General features: G+C 67.1%; 21 protein-coding genes. 9 read left to right on the top strand and 12 right to left on the bottom strand.

The window, feature by feature from the left end; translation table 11 throughout:
* The first annotated feature begins 2 nt into the window (after window positions 1-2).
* Window positions 3-581 carry a cob(I)yrinic acid a,c-diamide adenosyltransferase gene (locus DZC73_RS13310; protein WP_124540797.1) on the top strand — a complete coding sequence of 193 codons (579 nt, stop codon included), beginning with the start codon at window positions 3-5 and terminating at the stop codon, window positions 579-581.
* Between the two features lie 60 nt (window positions 582-641).
* On the opposite strand, the gene DZC73_RS13305 is transcribed toward DZC73_RS13310, so the two are convergent.
* The 4 genes from DZC73_RS13305 to tldD form a co-directional block, all read right to left on the bottom strand.
* On the bottom strand, window positions 642-1,220 hold the full coding sequence (locus DZC73_RS13305) for an outer membrane beta-barrel protein (RefSeq protein ID WP_161974569.1): 579 nt from the start codon (window positions 1,218-1,220) through the stop codon (window positions 642-644).
* A gap of 243 nt (window positions 1,221-1,463) precedes the next feature.
* Window positions 1,464-1,754 carry an EF-hand domain-containing protein gene (locus DZC73_RS13300; protein ID WP_161974568.1) on the bottom strand — a complete coding sequence of 97 codons (291 nt, stop codon included), beginning with the start codon at window positions 1,752-1,754 and terminating at the stop codon, window positions 1,464-1,466.
* A gap of 157 nt (window positions 1,755-1,911) precedes the next feature.
* Entirely contained in the window at window positions 1,912-3,033 is a 1,122-nt protein-coding gene (locus DZC73_RS13295) for a 3-deoxy-7-phosphoheptulonate synthase (protein ID WP_124540794.1), read from the bottom strand.
* A 290-nt stretch (window positions 3,034-3,323) separates the two neighbouring features.
* Entirely contained in the window at window positions 3,324-4,799 is a 1,476-nt protein-coding gene (gene tldD, locus DZC73_RS13290; protein WP_124540793.1) for a metalloprotease TldD, read from the bottom strand.
* A 209-nt stretch (window positions 4,800-5,008) separates the two neighbouring features.
* Between tldD and DZC73_RS13285 the strand changes: the two genes are divergently transcribed.
* Window positions 5,009-5,356, top strand: coding sequence for a hypothetical protein (locus DZC73_RS13285; protein ID WP_124540792.1), 348 nt, complete (start codon window positions 5,009-5,011; stop codon window positions 5,354-5,356).
* A gap of 92 nt (window positions 5,357-5,448) precedes the next feature.
* On the opposite strand, the gene DZC73_RS13280 is transcribed toward DZC73_RS13285, so the two are convergent.
* Complete coding sequence (locus DZC73_RS13280) at window positions 5,449-6,360, bottom strand: LysR family transcriptional regulator (protein WP_198414850.1); 912 nt, start codon at window positions 6,358-6,360, stop codon at window positions 5,449-5,451.
* Between the two features lie 92 nt (window positions 6,361-6,452).
* Between DZC73_RS13280 and DZC73_RS13275 the strand changes: the two genes are divergently transcribed.
* Window positions 6,453-7,421 (top strand): NmrA family NAD(P)-binding protein, encoded by a 969-nt coding sequence (locus tag DZC73_RS13275; RefSeq protein ID WP_124540791.1) that lies wholly within the window; start codon window positions 6,453-6,455, stop codon window positions 7,419-7,421.
* Here DZC73_RS13275 and rsmI read toward each other — a convergent pair.
* Window positions 7,376-8,293, bottom strand: coding sequence for a 16S rRNA (cytidine(1402)-2'-O)-methyltransferase (rsmI, locus tag DZC73_RS13270; protein WP_235835116.1), 918 nt, complete (start codon window positions 8,291-8,293; stop codon window positions 7,376-7,378). The genes DZC73_RS13275 and rsmI overlap by 46 nt on opposite strands.
* A gap of 4 nt (window positions 8,294-8,297) precedes the next feature.
* Between rsmI and DZC73_RS13265 the strand changes: the two genes are divergently transcribed.
* From DZC73_RS13265 to DZC73_RS13255, 3 genes are all read left to right on the top strand, one after another.
* Complete coding sequence (locus DZC73_RS13265) at window positions 8,298-8,663, top strand: YraN family protein (protein WP_235835115.1); 366 nt, start codon at window positions 8,298-8,300, stop codon at window positions 8,661-8,663.
* Window positions 8,664-8,789: 126 nt separating this feature from the next.
* Window positions 8,790-9,386, top strand: coding sequence for a phosphoheptose isomerase (locus DZC73_RS13260; protein ID WP_124540785.1), 597 nt, complete (start codon window positions 8,790-8,792; stop codon window positions 9,384-9,386).
* Window positions 9,383-10,015, top strand: coding sequence for a BON domain-containing protein (locus tag DZC73_RS13255; RefSeq protein WP_124540783.1), 633 nt, complete (start codon window positions 9,383-9,385; stop codon window positions 10,013-10,015). The genes DZC73_RS13260 and DZC73_RS13255 overlap by 4 nt, the downstream gene beginning before the upstream one ends.
* A gap of 102 nt (window positions 10,016-10,117) precedes the next feature.
* On the opposite strand, the gene DZC73_RS13250 is transcribed toward DZC73_RS13255, so the two are convergent.
* From DZC73_RS13250 to DZC73_RS13235, 4 genes are all read right to left on the bottom strand, one after another.
* Window positions 10,118-11,011, bottom strand: a complete 894-nt coding sequence (locus DZC73_RS13250) for an NAD(P)-dependent oxidoreductase (RefSeq protein ID WP_124540781.1) — start codon at window positions 11,009-11,011, stop codon at window positions 10,118-10,120.
* 316 nt (window positions 11,012-11,327) lie between these two features.
* Window positions 11,328-12,464 carry a PilT/PilU family type 4a pilus ATPase gene (locus DZC73_RS13245; RefSeq protein ID WP_124540779.1) on the bottom strand — a complete coding sequence of 379 codons (1,137 nt, stop codon included), beginning with the start codon at window positions 12,462-12,464 and terminating at the stop codon, window positions 11,328-11,330.
* Between the two features lie 30 nt (window positions 12,465-12,494).
* Window positions 12,495-13,127 (bottom strand): cyclic nucleotide-binding domain-containing protein, encoded by a 633-nt coding sequence (locus DZC73_RS13240; RefSeq protein ID WP_124540777.1) that lies wholly within the window; start codon window positions 13,125-13,127, stop codon window positions 12,495-12,497.
* Window positions 13,128-13,147: 20 nt separating this feature from the next.
* Window positions 13,148-14,191: a type IV pilus twitching motility protein PilT gene (locus tag DZC73_RS13235; protein WP_124540775.1), complete on the bottom strand. Its 1,044-nt coding sequence runs from the start codon at window positions 14,189-14,191 to the stop codon at window positions 13,148-13,150.
* 75 nt (window positions 14,192-14,266) lie between these two features.
* On the opposite strand from DZC73_RS13235, the gene DZC73_RS13230 reads away from it, so the two are divergent.
* A complete protein-coding gene (locus DZC73_RS13230) occupies window positions 14,267-14,953 on the top strand; it encodes a YggS family pyridoxal phosphate-dependent enzyme (RefSeq protein WP_124540773.1) in 687 nt (228 codons plus the stop codon).
* Here DZC73_RS13230 and DZC73_RS13225 read toward each other — a convergent pair.
* Window positions 14,898-15,827 (bottom strand): DMT family transporter, encoded by a 930-nt coding sequence (locus tag DZC73_RS13225; RefSeq protein ID WP_124540771.1) that lies wholly within the window; start codon window positions 15,825-15,827, stop codon window positions 14,898-14,900. The genes DZC73_RS13230 and DZC73_RS13225 overlap by 56 nt on opposite strands.
* Here DZC73_RS13225 and DZC73_RS13220 point away from each other — a divergent pair.
* Window positions 15,826-16,824, top strand: coding sequence for a helix-turn-helix transcriptional regulator (locus tag DZC73_RS13220; RefSeq protein ID WP_235835114.1), 999 nt, complete (start codon window positions 15,826-15,828; stop codon window positions 16,822-16,824). The genes DZC73_RS13225 and DZC73_RS13220 overlap by 2 nt on opposite strands.
* Here the strand turns inward: DZC73_RS13220 and DZC73_RS13215 are convergent.
* Window positions 16,796-17,272 (bottom strand): Lrp/AsnC ligand binding domain-containing protein, encoded by a 477-nt coding sequence (locus tag DZC73_RS13215; RefSeq protein WP_124540768.1) that lies wholly within the window; start codon window positions 17,270-17,272, stop codon window positions 16,796-16,798. The genes DZC73_RS13220 and DZC73_RS13215 overlap by 29 nt on opposite strands.
* 95 nt (window positions 17,273-17,367) lie before the next feature.
* Between DZC73_RS13215 and DZC73_RS13210 the strand changes: the two genes are divergently transcribed.
* Entirely contained in the window at window positions 17,368-20,379 is a 3,012-nt protein-coding gene (locus DZC73_RS13210) for an L-glutamate gamma-semialdehyde dehydrogenase (RefSeq protein WP_124540766.1), read from the top strand.
* The last annotated feature ends 3 nt before the right edge of the window (window positions 20,380-20,382 follow it).

Genomic DNA, 20,382 nt, shown 5'->3' with positions numbered 1-20,382 from the left:
CCATGGCCAATCGACTTTCGCAAATCGCCACGCGCACCGGCGACGACGGCACCACCGGTCTCGGCGACGGGCAGCGCGTTCCCAAGGATCACCTGCGCGTGCAGGCCATGGGCGACGTGGACGAGCTCAATTCCAACATCGGCGTGCTGTTGGCCGAGCCGCTACCCGATGATGTCCGCGAACTGCTCGTGGTCATCCAGCACGAGCTCTTCAACCTGGGTGGTGAGCTCTCGATGCCGGGTTATCAGCTGCTCAAGGAAGAGGCCGTGCTTCGGCTCGACGAAGCCCTGGCGCACTACAACGCGAACCTGCCGCGGCTCAAGGAGTTCATCCTGCCGGCTGGCACCCGCAGCGCGTCGATCGCGCATGTCTGCCGCACGGTGGCCCGACGCGCCGAGCGTGCAGTGGTGACCTTGGCAGCGCAGGAGGCGATCAACGTCTCCCCGCGACACTATCTCAATCGCCTGAGCGACCTGCTGTTCGTGCTGGCCCGCGTGCTCAACCGCGCCAACCTGGATGGCTTGGGCGGGGACGACATCTACTGGCAGAGCGAGCGGCTCAAGCGCCAGGAAGCGGAGTAGGCCGCGCAAAGAAAAAGCCCGGCAGGTGCCGGGCTTTCTGCATCGAATCGGCGGAGCCGATCAGAAGTAGTAGCTTGCCATCAGGCCGAGTTGGCTGCCGTCGATCTTGGTGCTGCTGTTCTGCGGCTTGAACTTCTCCGCCACGTAGCGCAGCTTGACGCCGGCCTTGGGGGAGAACAGGTACTCGCCTTCGAGGATCACGCCGGTGGTCGAATCGAACTTGGCGTTGATGTTGCTGGCCACGCCGCTGCCCTTGAGCTCGGCGCCGCTGACGAACTGCGCACCCACGCCCAGGCGGACGGTGTCGTTCAGCTGGTACATCGCAAGCAGGTCCACGGGAATGCGGGTGAATCGCACGCTGCCGTTGCTGGCGGCGGACGTGTCGTTCACGTGGTAGCCGATGGTGGCCTGCAGCGCGACCTGGTCGCCCAGGCGGAATTCGCCGCCGCCGTAGAGATGCACCAGGCCGCCGGCCTTGATGTCTTCATGGGAGCCGTCGGTGAACGGCACGGTGATCAGTGTGTCGCCGCCGAAGGTCAGGCCGGCGCCGACGAGGAAGCGAAAGCCGTTCGCGTCGGCGGCGTGGGCGCTCATGGCGGCGCCGAGGGTCAAAGCGGCTGCGGCAAGAAGTTTCTTCATGGAATAGGTCCCTTTTTTGGATTCGGATGTGACGGCCGCACTCATGGTTTCCCCGCGGCCGGGGCGAATCGTACGTGGGCAGGGGACCCGGACTGTCGGTCTGCCGCGACATCGGATGTGCTAAGTGCACAGTTTTGGAGCACTCTTTCCCGGCCGGACAAACAAAAACGCCGCCCGAGGGGGCGGCGCTCTGAGACCGATGCCAGGCAACTGCCGTTGCCTGGCCTAGAGAACAGGCAACGATCAGTTCGTGGCGAAGCCAGCGCTGAACTCCTCGACGGTGAGGACGCCGTCCTTGTTCTTGTCCAGCTCATCGAAGCGGGCACCGATGGCGGGCAGCTTGGCGGCTTCGTCCTTGGACAGCTTGCCGTCGCCATTGGCGTCTGCCTTGGCGAACGCGGATTCGATCACGGCCTTGTCCTTGGCGGCCACGGGTTGTTCGGTGGCCGGGGCCTTGGTCTGGGCCACGGCCGTCAGGCCGGCGCTGGCCAGGACCACGGGAGCGAGCACGAGGGCGAGCAGAGAGCGAGTCATTGAATTCTCCGAATCAGTTGAACGGAGCGCCATTGCAACCGCTCACTCCTGTTCGGCCAAGCAGTCTTGCTCGACATTACCCGGCTTACAGACAGTGAGGGCCTGCTTACGTGGACTTTCAGGTGCTTGCTTGCCTTCTGTTTCGCCTGGCACGCCCTCAGTGCTTGCGGCGCGCCTTCACAGCCTGGCTCAGCACCTCGAGCACCTCCAGTGAATGCGGCCAGCCGATGCAGGCGTCGGTGATGCTCTGGCCATAGGCGAGCTTGGTCGGGTCGTCCTTGCCGGGGCTGAACTTCTGCGCACCGGGGTTGAGGTGGCTTTCCACCATCACGCCGAAGATGCGCTTGCTGCCGCCGCTGATCTGGCCGGCGATGTCTCGGGCGACGTCGATCTGCTTCTCGTGCTGCTTGCTGCTGTTGGCGTGCGAGCAGTCCACCATCAGGTTGGCCGGCAACTTGGCGGCGTCCAGGTCCTTGCAGGCGGCTTCCACGCTGGAGGCGTCGTAGTTGGGCGCCTTGCCGCCGCGCAGGATGACGTGGCAGTCCTTGTTGCCCTTGGTCTCCACGATGGCGACCTGACCGTTCTTGTGCACCGACAAGAAGTGGTGTGGCCGGGCGGCGGCCTGGATGGCGTCGGTGGCGATGCGGATGTTGCCATCCGTGCCGTTCTTGAAGCCGATGGGCGCGGAGATGCCCGAGGACAGCTCGCGGTGCACCTGGCTTTCGGTGGTGCGCGCGCCGATGGCGCCCCAGGAGATGAGGTCGCCGATGTACTGCGGTGAGATCACGTCCAGGAACTCGCTGCCGGCGGGCATGCCGGCGCGGTTGATTTCCAGCAGCAGCTGGCGCGCGATCCGCAGGCCCTCGTCGATGCGGTAGCTTTCGTCGAGGTAGGGGTCGTTGATCAAGCCCTTCCAGCCCACGGTGGTGCGCGGCTTCTCGAAGTACACCCGCATCACGATTTCCAGCGTGTCGGCGTAGTGGTCGCGCTGCTCCTTGAGCTTGCGGGCGTATTCCAGCGCGGCCGCCGGATCGTGGATGGAGCACGGGCCCATGATGACCAGCAGCCGATCGTCCTTGCCCTGCATGATGTGGCGGATGTGCCGGCGGGTCTCGCCCACCAGCTTCTCGACCGGTGTACCGCTGATCGGGAAGAAGCGGATCAGGTGCTCGGGAGGCGGCAGCGGCATCACGTCCTTGATCCTTTCATCGTCGGTCTGGCTGGTTTTCTCGGTGCTCGCATACCAACCCTCCGTGGTGGCGGCGTTCTTGTTCGTCATGTCCATGAGCTCCTGCGGTCGGTTGGAAGTGGCTGAAAACTTGGAAATCTGAGAAGGCGAAAAAAAACCGCCGGGGTTCGCCCGGCGGTTTTGGGATTCGGTTTGCGCTCTACTTCTGCTTACGCGCTTGCCTCTCCATCCGCCGGGCGGTGCGAGAACCAAAAGTAAGCAAAAAAGTAGGACTTGCTGGAAAGCATGGGGGCGAATGTAGCACGGCGGTCCGGGCGGGCGTCAAGCATGTTCTTGCAAACGCCGCCGGATCAACGGCCTTTGCCGTCAGATCGACATCGTCACGCCGTGCCGCCCACGGTCAGCCCATCGATGCGCAGCGTGGGCTGGCCCACGCCCACCGGCACGCTCTGGCCTTCCTTGCCGCAGGTGCCCACGCCGGTGTCCAGCTTCATGTCGTTGCCGATCATGGTCACGCGGGTCAGCGCGTCGGGGCCGTTGCCGATGATGGTCGCGCCCTTCACCGGGTAGAGGATCTTGCCGTTCTCGACCCAGAAGGCCTCGCTCGCGGAGAACACGAACTTGCCGCTGGTGATGTCGACCTGCCCACCGCCGAAGTTGCTGGCGTACAGCCCGCGCTTGAGGCCGGCGATGATCTCTTCCTTGGTCTTGTCGCCCGCCAGCATGTAGGTGTTGGTCATGCGCGGCATGGGCACGGCGGCATAGCTTTCGCGGCGGCCGTTGCCGGTGGGCTTGACCTTCATCAGCCGCGCATTCATCGAGTCCTGGATGTAGCCGCGCAGGATGCCGTCCTCGATCAGCACATTGCGCTGCGAGGCATTGCCTTCGTCGTCCACGTTGAGCGAGCCGCGGCGATCGGGCAGCGTGCCGTCGTCCAGCACCGTCACGCCCTTGGCCGCCACGCGCTGGCCGATGCGGCCGGAGAAGGCGCTGGAGCCCTTGCGGTTGAAGTCGCCCTCCAGCCCGTGGCCGATGGCTTCGTGCAGCAGGATGCCCGGCCAGCCCGAGCCCAGCACCACGTTCATCTCGCCGGCGGGCGCCGGGCGCGATTCGAGGTTGGTGAGCGCGGCATGCACCGCATCGTTCACGTAGCTTTCGATGATGCTGTCGTGGAAGTAGCCGAAGCCGAAGCGACCGCCGCCGCCGCCCGTGCCCACCTCGCGGCGCGTCTCGCCGTTGATGGTCTGCTCGGCGATCACCGTCACCGACAGCCGCACCAGCGGGCGCACGTCGGCGGCGATGGTGCCGTCGGCACGTGCCACCAGCACCACGTCGTATTCACCGGCCAGGCCTGCCATCACCTGCGCGATGCGCGGGTCCTTGGCCCGGGCCAGCTTCTCCACCTTCTCCAGCAGCGCCACCTTCTGCGTGCTGTCCAGCGTGGCGATGGGGTCCATCGGTGCATACAGCACGCGGCTGCCCGCCACGGTGTGCTTGCCGCTGACCTTCACCTTGCGGCTCTGGCCTGCCGCGGCAATCGTGCGCACGGTGCGGGCTGCGTCGAGCAGGGCGGCTTCGGAGATGTCGTCGGAATAGGCGAAGGCCGTCTTCTCACCGGCCACCGCCCGCACGCCCACGCCCTGGTCGATGCCGAAGCTGCCGCTCTTGACGATGCCTTCCTCCAGGCTCCAGCCCTCGCTGCGGGTGTACTGGAAGTAGAGATCCGCATCGTCGATGCGGTGGGTGGCGATGGTTTGCAGCGCCTTGGACAGCGTCGCCTCGCTCAGGCCATACGGCTCCAGCAGCAGCGAGCGGGCGATGGCAAGGCGTTCGATGGTGGGTTCGCGGGAAATCATGCGCGCTGGTCCTTCGTGGGCGGTGGTCGATTGTAGGAGTGGGGGCCTGTCCCTGCGGGTCGCGCGGGCGGCCCGATGTTGCCCGGTGCAAAGCGCGGTTTAACCGATCTTTACCGACGTCGCGTCGGCATCGGCGAAACCTGGCCCGTTGTCTGTTGCACGGGCCGGCAGTCCACGAGCCCGAAACCACCACCGAATAGGAGAACACCATGAACTTCAAGTCCCTTGCCGTCGGCGCCACCATCGCCATCGCCTGCATCGGCGCTTTCGCCCAAGCCGCCTCTGCCCCCCAGACCCCGCGCGTCGACAAGCGCGAGGCCAAGCAGGAACAGCGCATCGAGAAGGGCGTCGCCTCCGGCGAGCTCAATGCCCGCGAGACCAATCGCCTGGAAAAGGAACAAGCCGCCATCGGCAAGGCCGAAGACAAGGCCAAGGCCGACGGCACCGTGACCGCCAAGGAGCGCCGTCACCTCAACAAGATGCAGAACCGCGCCAGCCGCGACATCCATCACCAGAAGCATGACCGCCAGAAGGCGGCCTCCGCCCCGGCGGCCTGATCACCTCCGAGAGCTGAAACCCCGAGCAGTCCAGAACTAGAAAATTCCTTCTCACTTGCAAGCCCCGCGCCGGCCAGACGCGGGGCTTGTTTTCATTCAGGCTTGGCCAAGGCGGTGGCAAGGGCGTCGAACACCGTCTTCAGGCGCGGCGTGCTGCGCAGCTCGCGATGCGCCGTGATCCACAGCGTCAACGGTGGCACCGGCAGCTGAGGCAGCACCCGCACCAGATCAGGCGACAGCCTGGCCACCCGCTGCATGCCCACACCGATGCCCAGGCCCGCCTTCACCGCCTGCCAGCTGACGATCTGGTTGTCGCATCGAAAGGCGAAAAACTCGCGCGTGACCTTGAAGCCGCCCTCGCGGAAGCCGCGGATCATCTGATCGGACTTGTCAAAGCCCACCCACTCATGGGTCATGAAGGTCTCGAAGCTGGGCATGCCGCGGGACTGGATGTAGCTCTGGTGGGCGTAGAAGCCCAGCGGCAACTCCACCACCTTCTTCGCGATCAGCGCGGACTGTGCCGGCTTGACCATGCGCAGGGCGATGTCGGCATCGCGCTCCAGCAGGTTCTCCACCGCGTTGCTGGCCACCATCTCGACCTGGATCTGCGGATGCTCGTCGCGCAGCCGCCGCAGGATGGGCGGCAGCAGGAAGGCGCTCATGGTCTCGCTGGCGGTGATGCGCACGGTGCCGGCCAGCGATTGCGACTGCCCCGCCGCGGCCAGCGACCACTCGCGGGCATGTTCCTGCATGCGCTGCGCCGGACCGAGCAGGGTCTGGCCGGCCTCCGTCAGCCGCAACCCGCGCCGCGTGCGCTCGAACAGCGCGCCGCCGATGTGCTGCTCCAGCGCACTCATCTGCCGGCTCAGCGTGGGCTGGCTGCTGCCCAGCAGCTCGGCCGCGCGGCTGAGCGAGCCGGCATCGGCCACGGCGACGAAGGCGCGCAGCAGTGCCCAGTCGGGCTCAGGCAGCGGCACGGGCTGGCGGCGGATTCTGGTATTCATGTGTGAATGATAGACATGCATGGGGCAGTCTTCCGGATAGGTGCCGCGGGTCGAACAATGCCTGCATCCCATCACTGACTGCGAGGCACTCCATGACTTCCACGGTTCTCATCCTCGGCGCTGCAGGACGCATCGGCCAGGTGCTCGCCCAGGCCTTCGCCGAGGCGGGCTGGACGGTCCGCGCGCAGGCCCGCAAGGCCTTGCCGCCGGCGCTGGCCCAGCGCGGCGGCATCGAGTGGGTGCGTTGCGATGCGCTCGATGCGTTCGCCCTGCGCCAGGCCGCACGCGGCGCCGATGTGGTCGTGCACGCGCTCAACCCGCCCTACACCCAGTGGGAGAAGCTGGCCAAGCCGCTGGCCGAAGCGGCGATCGACGCCGCGCGTGCGGCCGGCGCGCTGCTCATGCTGCCGGGCAACGTCTACAACTTCGGCACGCAGCTGCCCGAAGTGCTCACGGTCCGCACGCCTGAACACGGTGACGTGCCCAAGGCGCAGACCCGCATCGACATCGAGGCACGCATGGCCGCGACGCCAGGGCTGGACAGCGTGGTCATCCGCGCCGGCGATTTCTTCGGTGGCGCCGGCAAGGGCTCGTGGTTCGACCTCGCTCTGACCACGCGCATCAAGTCCGGCAAGTTCGTGTACCCGGGCGATGTGGACGTGCTGCATTCATGGGCCTACCTGCCAGACCTCGCGCAGACCTTCGTGCGCGTGGCCCAGCAGCGGGCGCAGCTCAAGGGGGCGCACCGCCTGCACTTCACCGGCCATGCGGTGACTGGCGAGCAGATGCGCCAGGCCATGGAGCACGCGGTGGGCAAGCCGCTTCGCACAGCCGGCATGATGTGGCCGCTGCTGCGCGTGCTCGCGCCGTTCGTGCCCCTGCTGCGCGAGGTGGTCACCATGCACTATCTCTTCAAGCGTCCGCACCAGCTGGACGACACCGAGTTGCGCCAGCTCATCGGCAGCGTGCCGCACACGCCGCTGGCCCATGCCCTGGTGGCGGCATGGCGCGACCATCAGCCTTCGTCGGCCGAGTCCTTGAGCGTGAGCGCCCGGGCGTAGAGCGCGTTGCGTGCATCGCCGGTGAGCTCGGCGGCGATGGCCACGGCCTGCTTGAGCGGCAGCGCGGCCATGAGCGTGCGCAGCATGGGGTCGTGGCGGGCCTGGTCCAGGTTGCCGGCGCTGGCTTCCAGCGCGTGCACGACCAGCACGAATTCGCCGCGGGTGCGGTTCGTGTCGGCTGCGAGCCACGCCGGCAGTGCCTGGGCGGGCAGGGTGGCGATGGTCTCGAACTGCTTGGTCAGCTCGCGGCACAGCGTGATGGGACGTTCGTCGCATGCAGCGGCGAGGTCACGGACCAGCGCCTCGATGCGGTGCGGCGCCTCGAACAGCACCTGCGCCATCGGATTGGCGGCCAGGGCTTTCAGCGCCTGGGAACGTTCTGCGCCGCGCGATGACAGGAACCCGGTGAACTGGAAGCCCGTGCCCCGCACGTCGCCGGCGACGCTCATCGCCGCCACGGCGCTGCTGGCGCCGGGCACCGGCACCACCGTGTATCCGGCATCGCGCACGGCGGCCACCAAGGCCGCGCCCGGGTCGCTGATCGCGGGCGTTCCGGCATCGCTCACGTAGGCCACGCGTTCACCACGCGCAAGGCGCGCCAGCACGCCTTGCGCCGCCTCCCGCTCGTTGTGCTCGTGAACCGCCAGCAGCGGCTTGTCCAGCCCCAGATGCTGGAGCAGCGGTGCACTGTGCCGCGTATCTTCGCAGCCCACCGCATCGGCGAGGGCCAGCACATGGATGGCCCGCAGGCTCAGGTCCGCCAGGTTGCCGATGGGCGTGGCGACGACGTACAGCGCGCTTGCGGGATACTGCTGCCCCCCGGCCGCGGCGGCCGCTGCTTGCAACAACAACGAGGCGTTTGGATTGGTCACGACGGTGTCGACGAAAGAGGTGGGCGACGATGCGGAAGCCGTCGCCCTGGAACACCTGCTGGCCCACGGGCTCGTGCTGGTGCGGCGCAATTATCGGGTCGCCCGCGGGCCGCGCGCGCGTGGGGGCGAGATCGACCTCATCATGCGCGAACGCGATGGGACGCTGGTGTTCGTCGAAGTGAGGAAGCGCCGCAGTTCGGATTTCGGCGGTGCAGCGGGCAGCGTCACCTTTGCCAAGCAGCGCAGCATCGTCTTCGCGGCCCAGCAGTTCCTGCGCCACTTCTCGACGCTGCCGCCTTGCCGCTTCGACGTGGTCAGCATCGAAGCTGGCCGCGTGCAGTGGCTGCGGGCGGCCTTTGATGCAGCCTGAAACATCCCGGGCTTGGCAGACGCGTGGATGCCCCCATGTGAGGCCGACCGGGAACCCTTTGGCCCCCAGTCGGCACCAAGTCCCGTCACAAAACCCTGATGCGGCACTGACTTATCATCCGTCACCATGCTTGAACAACGCATCCAGCAGCAGTTCTTCGACAGTGCAGACCTGAAATACGCGGCTGCTGAGATCCTCGCCAAACCCATCGCCGACGCCGTGAGCGCGGTCGTCGGCTCCATCACCGGCGGTGGCAAGGTGCTCGCTTGCGGCAACGGCGGCTCCGCCAGCGACGCGCAGCATTTCGCCGCCGAATTCATCGGCCGCTTCGAGCGCGAGCGCCCGGGCCTTGCGGCGGTGGCGCTGACCACCGATTCCTCCATCCTCACCGCGGTCGGCAACGACTACAACTTCGACGTCATCTTCTCCAAGCAGGTCCAGGCGCTCGGCAACCCCGGCGACGTCCTGCTCGCGATCACCACCAGCGGCAACTCAGCCAACGTGCTGGCCGCGGTGGAAGCCGCGCACGCCAAGGAGATGACGGTGATCGCGCTGACCGGCCGCGGCGGCGGCAAGATGCGCGACCAACTCCTCGAAACCGACGTGCACATCTGCGTTCCGCACGAGCGCACCGCACGCATCCAGGAGGTCCATCTGCTCGTGTTGCACTGCCTGTGCGACGCGGTGGACCTGCAGCTCCTGGGAGAACAGGACAACGCATGACCTTCGCCTCTCGCCTCAAGCTTCGCTCCACCCTCGTCCTCTCGGCCGTGGCGGCATCCGCCCTGATGAGCGCCTGCGCACCTCTGGTGGTGGGCGGTGCCATGCTGGGCGGCACCCTGATGGCCACCGACCGCCGCACCTCCGGCGCGCAGGTGGAAGACCAGGCCATCGAGCTGAAGTCGCTCAACCGCATCCGCGATGCGCTCGGCGAGCGCGGCCACGTCAGCACCACCAGCTACAACCGCGTGGTGCTCATCACCGGCGAGGTGCAGACCGAGGCCGACAAGGCTGCGGCCGAGGCGGCGGTGGCCAAGGTGGAGAACGTGAAGTCCACCGTGAACGAGGTGGAGATCATGGGTGCGAGCTCGCTCACCAGCCGCTCCAACGACGCCATCCTCACGAGCAAGGTGAAGGCCTCGTTCGTGGACGCCAAGGACATCTTCGCCAATGCATTCAAGGTCGTGACCGAGCGCGGCACGGTGTACCTGATGGGCCGCGTCACCGAGCGCGAGGCCGATCGTGCGGTGGAGATCGCGCGCGGCGTGAGCGGCGTGCAGAAGGTGGTGAAGCTGTTCGAGATCCTGACTGAACAGGAATTGGCGGACCTCGCGCCGAAGCCGAACAAGTAAGCAAGCGTAGCGAGGCGGCCATCAAGGAACGCCCGCGGGACTGGCTTTGCCAGCCCGCAGGGTGGCGCCCCTCGGGGGCAGGGGCGCAGCGACTGGGGGGCTCTACCTCAGTCGCTTGATGAGGCTGGACGTGTCTTGGCGGTTGCCGCCTTGTGCTTGGATGTCGGCGTAGAACTGGTCTACCAGCGCCGTCACCGGCAAGCGTGCGCCGTTGCGCTTGGCTTCGTCGAGCACGAGGCCCAGGTCTTTTCGCATCCAGTCCACCGCGAAGCCGAAGTCGAACTTGTTGTCGATCATCGTCGGGCCGCGGTTGTCCATCTGCCAGCTCTGCGCAGCACCTTTGCCGATGACGCCGAGCACGGCCTTCATGTCCAGGCCGGCCTTCTCGCCGAAGGCGATGGCTTCGGACAGGCCTTGCACCAGCCCGGCGATGCAGATCTGGTTGACCATCTTGGCGAGCTGGCCGGCGCCGCTCTCGCCCAGCAAGGTCACGGCTTTCGAGAAGGCCAATGCCACGGGCTGGATCTTCTCGAATGCCTCGGCGTTGCCGCCGCACATGACGGTGAGCGCGCCATTGATGGCGCCGAGGTTGCCGCCGGAGACCGGCGCGTCGATAAACTCCAGCCCACGCTCGCGCGCGGCAGCAGCCAGCTCGCGCGCGACTGCGGCCGATGCCGTCGTGTGGTCCACGAAGATCGCGCCCGGCTTCATTCCGGCGAAGGCGCCGTCGGCGCCGATGGTCACCGAGCGCAGGTCATCGTCGTTGCCCACGCAAGCGAACACGACATCGGCGCCTGCGGCTGCTTCACGAGGAGTGGGTGCACTGGCACCACCGTACTCCTTCGCCCAGGCGGCGGACTTGCTGGCCGTGCGGTTGTAGACCGTCACACGATGTCCCGCGCGAGCCAGGTGTCCGGCCATGGGATGGCCCATCACGCCAAGGCCGAGGAAAGCGACGGGACGGGATTCGATGGGGTCGTAGGCGCGAGTGGTCATCTTGGCTCCGAAATCGTGGATTGCCGTGACTGTCGCATGGATTGGGAGGGGGCTTCGACAGGCTCAGCCTGAACGGGTGTCGGGCTGATGCGAAGTGAGCGTCGATACCTCAACGCGAACGGGGAGGCGGGTTCGCGCGACCAAGGCTTCGACAAGCTCAGCCCGAACGACCTCCGGGCCTCACCAAGCGAGCGCAGCGAAGCGTCCATCAAGCAACGCCCGCGGGACTGGCTTTGCCAGCCCGCAGGGTGGCGCCCAGGGGCCACGAAGGGGCCCCTTCGTGGCCCCTGGGGCAGGAGCGCAGCGACTGGGGGGCTCAAACAATCGTCAGATGCTCGGTGCCCGCAGAGAGGTCACTGCTGCGCGCCCGATGGCTGTGCAGCTTGATCTGCAGCCGCAGATCGTTCACCGAGTCCGCATTGCGCAGCGCATCCTCGTACGTGACCATCTGGTTCTCGTACAGGTCGAACAGGCTCTGGTCGAAGGTCTGCATGCCCAGCTCACGCGAGCGTTTCATGATCTCCTTGATCTCGCTCACCTCGCCCTTGAAGATGAGTTCGGAGATCAGCGGCGTGTTCAGCAGGATTTCCACCGCCGCGATGCGGCCCTTGCCCTCCTGGCGCGGCAGCAGCCGCTGCGACACCAGCGCCTTCAGGTTCAGCGACAAGTCCATCAGCAGCTGCGCGCGCCGCTCTTCTGGGAAGAAGTTGATGATGCGGTCCAGCGCCTGGTTGGAGCTGTTGGCGTGCAGCGTGGCCATGCACAGGTGGCCGGTTTCCGCGAAGGCCACGGCATGTTCCATGGTCTCGCGGTCGCGGATTTCGCCCATGAGGATCACGTCCGGCGCCTGGCGCAGCGTGTTCTTCAGCGCCTGGCCCCAGCCGTCGGTGTCGATGCCCACTTCACGCTGGGTGATGATGCAGTTCTTGTGCGGATGCACGAACTCCACCGGGTCTTCGATCGTGATGATGTGGCCGAAGGAGTTCTCGTTGCGGTAGTCCACCATCGCCGCCAGCGAGGTGCTCTTGCCCGAGCCGGTGGCGCCCACGAAGATGACCAGCCCGCGCTTGGTCATGGACACGTCCTTGAGCACCTGCGGCAGGTTCAGCGAGTCGATGGTGGGCAGGGTCTGCGGAATCGTCCGCAGCACCAGGCCGACCTGGCCCTGTTGCACGAAGGCATTGACGCGGAAGCGGCCGATGCCCTGCGGCGAGATCGCGAAGTTGCATTCCTTCGTGCGCTCGAACTCGGCGGCCTGCTTGTCGTTCATCACCGAACGCGTCAGTGCCAGGGTGTGCTGGCCGGTCAGCGGCTGGGGCGACACCTTGGTGACCTTGCCGTCGACCTTGATGGCGGGCGGGAAGTCGGCCGTGAGGAACAAGTCCGACCCGTTGCGCGACACCATGAGCCGCAGCAGGTCGTTGACGAATTTCGATGCCTGGTCTCTTTCCATACTGCTTTCCCCGATGGTTCGGTCAGTTCCTCAATTCTGCGACAGCAAGGCGCTCAGGCGCGCACTGACTTGCCTCAAGCGCAGTGAAAGTCTTCGTGACAGCGAGGCCAGCAGGGCCACGCCCAGGCGCGGCTCCTGCGCGATCATCTCGTCCAGCCGCTTGGCTTCCACCACCGCCAGCAGGCAGGGCGTGAGCGTGGCGCAGGAGGAGAAGCGGGCGCCGGCGTCCAGCAGCGACATCTCGCCCAGCATGTCGCCCGCGTGGGCTTCGGCCAGGCGCGTCTTGCCTCCCCAGGAATGGCCGCGGTCGACCGACAGCGTGCCGTCCAGCACGATGATCATGTAGTCGCCCAGTTCGTCCTGGCTGATGACTTCCTGCGCAGCCGGCACCTGCACGAACTCCAGGTACTGCGCCATGCGCATGAGCTCATCGGGCGTGAGCGAGACCACGTGCCGGTCGGCGCCCCACAGCTTGCCGAAGGTGTCGGCGGCGGACTTGCGGTCCACCGTCCTGGCGCCGATCTGCCCGGCGCGGTCTTTCCAGGCGGTGAGCACCTGGGGCGACTCCGGCGGCTCCTGGTAGACGGACGAGAAGAAGCCGGTGTCCTCGCCGCCGTTGTTCGACGACGGCTTTCGCTTGATGCGATCCAGCAGGCGCTTCACGGACGCTCGCGTGCTGGAGATCAGCCGGGGAAGTTTTCGGGGAACTTCGCCTTGCCGCGCGCTTCCGCCGGCGAAATGATGTTGCGACGCACCAAATCCGCGAGGTTCTGGTCCAGCGTCTGCATGCCCATGCTGTTGCCGGTCTGGATCGACGAGTACATCTGCGCGATCTTGTTCTCGCGGATGAGGTTGCGGATGGCTGCCGTGCCCAGCATGATCTCGTGCGCCGCCACGCGGCCCGAGCCGTCTTTCAGCTTGCACAGCGTCTGCGAGATGACGGCCACCAGCGACTCCGAGAGCATGGCGCGGACCATTTCCTTCTCGGCCGCGGGGAACACGTCCACCACGCGGTCGATGGTCTTGGCGGCACTCGATGTGTGCAGCGTGCCGAACACCAGGTGGCCGGTTTCCGAGGCGGTCAGCGCCAGGCGGATGGTCTCCAGGTCGCGCATTTCGCCCACGAGGATGCAGTCCGGGTCTTCACGCAGCGCCGAGCGCAGCGCATTGGAGAAACTCAGCGTGTGTGGCCCCACCTCGCGCTGGTTGACCAGGCATTTCTTGGACTCGTGCACGAATTCGATCGGGTCTTCCACCGTGAGCACGTGGCCGTACTCGTTCTCGTTGAGGTGGTTGACCATGGCTGCCAGCGTGGTGGACTTGCCCGAGCCCGTGGGGCCGGTCACCAGCACCAGGCCGCGCGGCTTGAGCGCCAGGTCGGCAAAGACCTTGGGCGCGGCGAGCTGTTCGAGCGTGAGGATCTTGGAGGGAATGGTCCGGAACACGGCGCCGGAGCCGCGGTTCTGGTTGAAGGCGTTGACGCGGAATCGCGCCAGGCCCTGGATCTCGAAGGAGAAGTCGCACTCCAGCGTCTCTTCGTAGGCCTTGCGCTGGGAGTCGTTCATGATGTCGTAGACCATGTCGTGCACTTGCTTGTGCTCGAGCGGGTCCACGTTGATGCGGCGCACGTCGCCGTGCACCCGGATCATGGGCGGCAGGCCTGCCGACAGGTGCAAGTCCGAAGCCTTGTTCTTGACCGAAAACGCCAGCAGTTGGGTGATGTCCATGGGGTCTGGTTGTTGCGCTCAGCGTGGCGGCCACAGGGCCTGCGGCACAGGGTCTGCGTGATACTTCGGCGCATTATGGCGACGATCCCCGAGAACATACAACAAGTGCGCGCTCGCATAGCCGCGGCCTGTGCCGGGGCACAACGGCCCGTGCAAAGCGTCACGCTGCTATGTGTGAGCAAAACTTTCGGCGCCGAAGCGGTGCGCGAGGCGCACGCTGCGGGCGAGCGGCGCTTCGGCGAGAACTACGTGCAAGAGGGCGTGGACAAGGTGGCAGCGCTGGCGGATCTGCGCGGCGACATCGAGTGGCACCTCATCGGTCCCTTGCAAAGCAACAAGACCCGCGTGGTCGCCGAGCACTTCGACTGGGTGCATTCGGTGGACCGGCTCAAGGTCGCGCAGCGGCTGTCGGAGCAGCGGCCGGCACACCTGCCGCCGCTGCAGGTGTGCCTGCAGGTGAACATCAGCGCGCAGGCCAGCAAGAGCGGTCTCGCGCCGCAGGAGGTGGCCGGCGTGGCGCGCGAGGTGGCTGCCCTGCCGGGGCTGAAGCTGCGCGGGCTGATGGCCATCCCCGAGCCGGCCGGCGATCTCGATTCGCAGCGCCGCCCGCATGCGGCCTTGCGTCAGCTCCTGGGCGAACTGCAGCGTGAAGGCCTCGACGTCGACACCCTGTCCATGGGCATGTCGGCCGACCTCGAAGCCGCCGTCATGGAAGGCGCAACGATCGTTCGCGTCGGAACGGCCATCTTTGGAGGGCGCTAGCGAGCGAGCCTTTCCAGAACACGACCACGTTGCCCGCCGCCACCAGCGCCAGGCCCAGCAGCGCGGGCATGGTCCACGCATAGCCTTCCACCAGCGCGGACACGTTCAGCGCCACCACGGGGAAGAGCACCGTGCAGTAGGCCGCACGATCTGCACCCATGCGGCCCACCAGGGTGAGGTAGGCGGTGAAGCCGATGACCGATCCCGGAATCGCGAGGTACAGCCAGGCGCCGACGTAGTGCGCGGACACATCGAAGTTCATCGGCTGCCCCGTCGCCAGCGCATAGCCAGCGATGACCGTCGCACCGATCAGCATCGCCCAGGCGTTGGTCTGCAAGGGCGTCTGGCCCTGCTTCTGCATGGCGCCCGACAGCAGGTTGCCCAGCGAGAAGCAGTAGGTGCCGGCCATTGCCAGCCCCAGGCCCCACAGCGTCTGTGGCCGGGCGAGGTCCTTGGCGACTTCGCCGCCGAACAGCAGCAGCAGGCCGGCCAGGCCCAGGGCCGCCCCCAGCATCACCCGGCCGGACAAGGCCTTGCCCTGGAAGACCCGGCCGTTGAGTGCATTCCACAAGGGGGCGGTCGAGAAGCACACGGCGACCAGCCCGCTGGCCACCCACTGGCTGGCGTGCAGGAAGCACATGAAGTTCAGGCAGAACAGGCACAGCCCCTGGCACAGCAGCAGCGGCGCGATCTGCCGCGTGGGCCAGCGCCATTGCCGGCGGATGGCCAACCATGCCAGGAGCACCGCGGCCGCGAGCCAGAAGCGGTAGGCGATGGACCAGGGGATGGGCACGCTGCCGATCTGCAGCTTCAGCGCGATCCAGGTCGTGCCCCAGATGAGCACGGTGAGGAGGTACAGCCAGGCGTTCGTCATGCCCGGCAGTCTGCGTGCGGCGCCCGTGATGGACTCGCAGGATCTTGCGCATTTGCGACCGGCCCGCATGCAGTGCGGCAAGCGGCGTCGTAAGCTGTGCCCCATGCCATCCGCGGCCCAGGACATCCGCCAGTTCGACGTGAGCGCCGCCCTGCTCGAATCCAGGGCGCAGCTGCTGCGTTCGCATGCGCTGCCCGATGGCGTGTGGGTGGCGCACTGGGGCAATGCCGACACGCGCACGGCCTACCTCCGGCCTGGCCACCACACGCTCACCATCTATCTGCAAGGCGGCCACGAGGTGCGCTGCCACGAGGCGCCCTCGGCCCGCGGCGAGCCTGGGCGGATGTGCACCTTGCCCTCAGGGCATGAATCCAACTGGGACGTGAACGGCTCGCTCCAGCTGCTGCACATCTACCTGCCCACGCTGCACTTCGCGCAATCGGCCGAACGCTGGCTGGACCTGGACCCGCGCTTCGCGGAACTGGCCGAGCAGATCTTCTTCCACGACCCGCGGCTGGCCTCGCTGTGCGCGGACATTGCCCGGCTCGATTGGGATGGCACCGACGCACCGCTGGCGCTGCAGCAGCTCACGCTGGACGTGCAGGAGCAGTTGCTCGATCAGCACCTGGTGCACCGTGCGCCGTCCCGCGACGTGAAGGGTGGGCTGTCGCCGGCGGCGAGGCGCCGGGTCATCGAATGCGTGGAGTCGCGCCTGGCCGATGGGGTGAACCTGGCCGATCTCGCCGAGGCGGCGTGCCTCTCGGAATTCCATTTCGCCCGCATGTTCAAAACCAGCTTCGGCATGAGCCCGCATGCGTGGGTGATGCAGCGCCGGCTGGCGCGCGCCCGCCGGCTGCTGCCGCAAGGCGGCCTGGGGCTGGAGATGGTCGCGCAGCAGTGCGGCTACGCGCACCTGTCGCACATGAACACGGCGCTCAAGCGGGCCGGCCTGGGCTCGGCCTCGGCGTTCAGATCGCCAGCGCCGTCACGTTCTTGACCTCTTCCATCACCGCGTAGGTCCGCGTCTCGCGCACGCCGGGCAGCGTCCAGATGACCGAGCCGATGAACTCGCGGTAGGCCGTCATGTCGGCCACGCGGGTCTTGAGCAGGTAGTCGAAGCCGCCGGCCACCAGGTGGCATTCGAGGATCTCGGGCCGCACCTGCACCGCGGCCTTGAAGTTGTCCATCACGTCGTGCACCGTGCGGTCCAGCAGGATCTCGACGAACACCAGCAGCCCCGCACCCAGCTTGGCCGGGTTCAGCTTGGCCTCGTAGCCCAGGATGAACTGGTCGCGCGTGAGCCGCTTCACCCGTTCGAGCACGGCGGTGGGCGACAGGTGCACTTCCTCGGCGAGCTTGAGATTCGAAATGCGTCCGTCCTTCTGGAGGACGCGCAGAATCTTTGCGTCGATCTTGTCGATGGTGGAGCCGGCGTCTTGAGGCATGGCTGAGCTTTTGCAAAGTGACGCGGCCTTCTTTGGAGAGAAATGCTGGAGGCAAGCCGCTAACCTAGCAAGTAATTCTAGCGAGGTCCCCTGACATGTTCACCGTCCCTGCTCCTGCGGCACGCCTGCCGTATCCGTATCGCAACGAAATGGAGGTGCTGGCCCAGCTGATGGGACAGCTGCAGACCGGCCTGGACTGGGCCCGCGCCGCCGACCTCGCCGCGCCCTGGGTCCAGGCGGTGCGCGACAAGCCGGCGCCGTTCTGGGCGATGGAGTCGCTGCTGCGCGAGTACCCCATCTCCAGCGCCGAGGGCCTGGCGCTGATGCGGCTGGCCGAAGCGCTGCTGCGCGTGCCCGACGCGGAAACCGCCATTGCGCTGACCGCCGACCAGCTCGGCAAGGCGGACTTCGATTCCACCAGCGGCGGCCCGCACAAGATGCTGGCCAGCCTGTCGGCCAGCGCCATCGCGCTGTCCAAGAAGTTCCTGCCCGAGCATGAAGGCGAGGCGGGCCTGTTCAAGCGCCTGGGTGCGCAGACGGTGGTGGCGGCGACGGTGCGCGCCATCCAGTTGCTGGGCCGTCAGTTCGTGCTGGGCCGCTCCATCGGCGAGGCCATGGACGAGGCGGCTTCGGCCCGCAAGGCGCATGCGTCGCTGCGCTTCAGCTACGACATGCTGGGCGAAGGCGCCCGCACTGAAGCCGACGCGCAGCGCTACCTCGCCTCGTACCAGAACGCCATCCGCGCCATTGCTTCGGACAAGGTGGCTGCGAGCCCCGAGGCGGCCGACGGCATCTCCATCAAGCTGTCCGCGCTCTTCTCGCGCTACGAGGACGCCCAGCGCGAGCGCGTCTTCGCCGAGCTGCTGCCGCGCGTGTGGACGCTGGTGGAGCTGGCCGCGCACGCCAACATCAACCTCACCATCGATGCGGAGGAGACCGACCGCCTCGAACTCTCGCTGGACGTGCTCGATGCATTGGCCGAACTCATCGGCCGGCAGTTCCCGCAGTGGCGCGGCTTCGGACTGGCGGTGCAGGCCTACCAGACCAGGGCCCTGCAGGTGGTGGACGAGGTCGCCCGCATCGCCCGAAAGCACAAGCTGCGCTTCATGGTGCGGCTGGTGAAGGGTGCGTACTGGGACGGCGAGATCAAGCGCGCGCAGGAGCTGGGCCTCACCGGCTATCCGGTGTTCACCCACAAGCACCACACCGACATCTCCTACCTGGCCTGTGCACGGGCGCTGATCAACCACGCCGACGTCATCTACCCGCAGTTCGCCACGCACAACGCGGGCACCATCGCGGCCATCCTGCAGATGGCGCAGGCCAGGGACGCGAAGTTCGAGATGCAGCGCCTGCACGGCATGGGCGAGGGTGTCTATCGCGAAGTGATGAAGGATGCCGGCGTGCCGGTGCGTGTCTATGCCCCGGTGGGTGAGCACCGCGACCTGCTCGCCTACCTCGTCCGCCGGCTGCTGGAGAACGGCGCGAATTCCTCCTTCGTGCATCAGCTGGCCGATGAAGCCGTGAACGTGAAGGACCTGCTGGCCTCGCCGCTGCATCCGGCAAGCGCGCCGGCCTTGCCGATGCCGGTGGCGCTGTACGGTTTCGATGGCGTGGAAGGCCGGGCCAACTCCATGGGCGCGGACCTGGCCTGCCTGCAAGAGCGGGCGCCGCTGGAGAAGGCCGTGGCTGCTGCGGTGGTGGAGTCCGTGCCCGAAGCCACGAAGGCCGATGTCGACACCGCGATAACCCAATTGCAGGCCGGCTTCCCCGCCTGGAACTCGACCCCGCTCGCCCAGCGCGCAGCCGTGCTGCGCCGCGCGGCCGACGCGCTCGAATCGCGCCTGCCCGAGTTCTGCGGCCTGCTGGTGAAGGAGGCGCACAAGACCCTCGGCGATTGCGTGGCCGAAGTGCGCGAGGCGGTGGACTTCTGCCGCTACTACGCCGACCAGGCCGAGGCACGGCTTGCCTCACAGGCGTTGCCCGGTCCGACCGGCGAAAGCAACGAGCTGCACCTGCATGGCCGCGGCGTGTTCGTGTGCATCAGCCCGTGGAACTTCCCGCTGGCCATCTTCGCGGGCCAGGTGGTGGCGGCGCTGGTGGCCGGCAATGCCGTCGCGGCCAAGCCGGCGGAGCAGACACCCGCGGTGGCGCAGCGCATGGTCGCGCTGCTGCATGAGGCGGGCGTGCCGCGCAACGCTCTGGCGCTGCTGCACGGCCCGGGCGAGACCATCGGCGCGGCGCTGGTGGCCGATGCGCGCACGGCCGGCGTGTGCTTCACCGGCTCGACGGCGGTCGCCAAGATCATCAACCGGACGCTGGCGGCCAAGGACGGCCCCATCGTGCCGCTCATCGCCGAGACGGGTGGCATCAACGCGATGGTGGTGGATTCCACCGCGCTGCCCGAGCAGGTGGTCGATGCCGTCGTGCAAAGCGCCTTCCGCTCCGCCGGCCAGCGCTGCTCCGCGCTGCGCCTGCTGTGCGTGCACGAGAGCGTGGCCGACGGCGTGATCGAGATGATCCGCGGCGCGCTCAAGGAGCTGAACGTGGGCGACCCGTCGCGCCTGTCCACCGACGTGGGGCCGCTCATTGATGCGGAAGCCTTCGATGGCATCAGCACCCACGTGGCGCGCCTGCGCAAGGACGCGAAGCTCATCGGCGAGACGCACCTGCCGGCGGGCCTGAAGCACAGCGTCGCGCCCATCGCCTTCGAGCTGCCGCGCATTGCCGACGTGTCGCAGGAGATCTTCGGCCCGGTGCTGCACGTCGTGCGCTGGGGCGGCGACGTGGACGCCGTGATCGCGCAGGTGAACGCGCTGGGCTACGGCCTGACGCTGGGCATCCAGACGCGCATCGACAGCCGCGCGCTGCGGCTCGCGCATGCGGCTCGCATCGGCAATGTCTACGTGAACCGCAACATGATCGGCGCCGTCGTGGGCGTGCAGCCCTTCGGCGGCGAGGGCCTGAGCGGCACGGGGCCCAAGGCGGGTGGCCCGCACTACCTGTACCGCTTCTGCGCGGAACAGACGCTGACCATCAACACGGCGGCAGCCGGCGGGAACGCGGCCTTGCTGGCCGGATTCACGGGTGCCGTCGCGGGCGAATGAGAG

Origin of the sequence: Rhizobacter terrae, from assembly GCF_003852895.1 — a bacterium.
GTDB classification, from domain to species: Bacteria; Pseudomonadota; Gammaproteobacteria; order Burkholderiales; family Burkholderiaceae_C; genus Albitalea; species Albitalea terrae.
The sequence above is the reverse complement of the archived record's forward strand: the minus strand, read 5'-3'. Positions and strand labels throughout refer to the sequence as shown.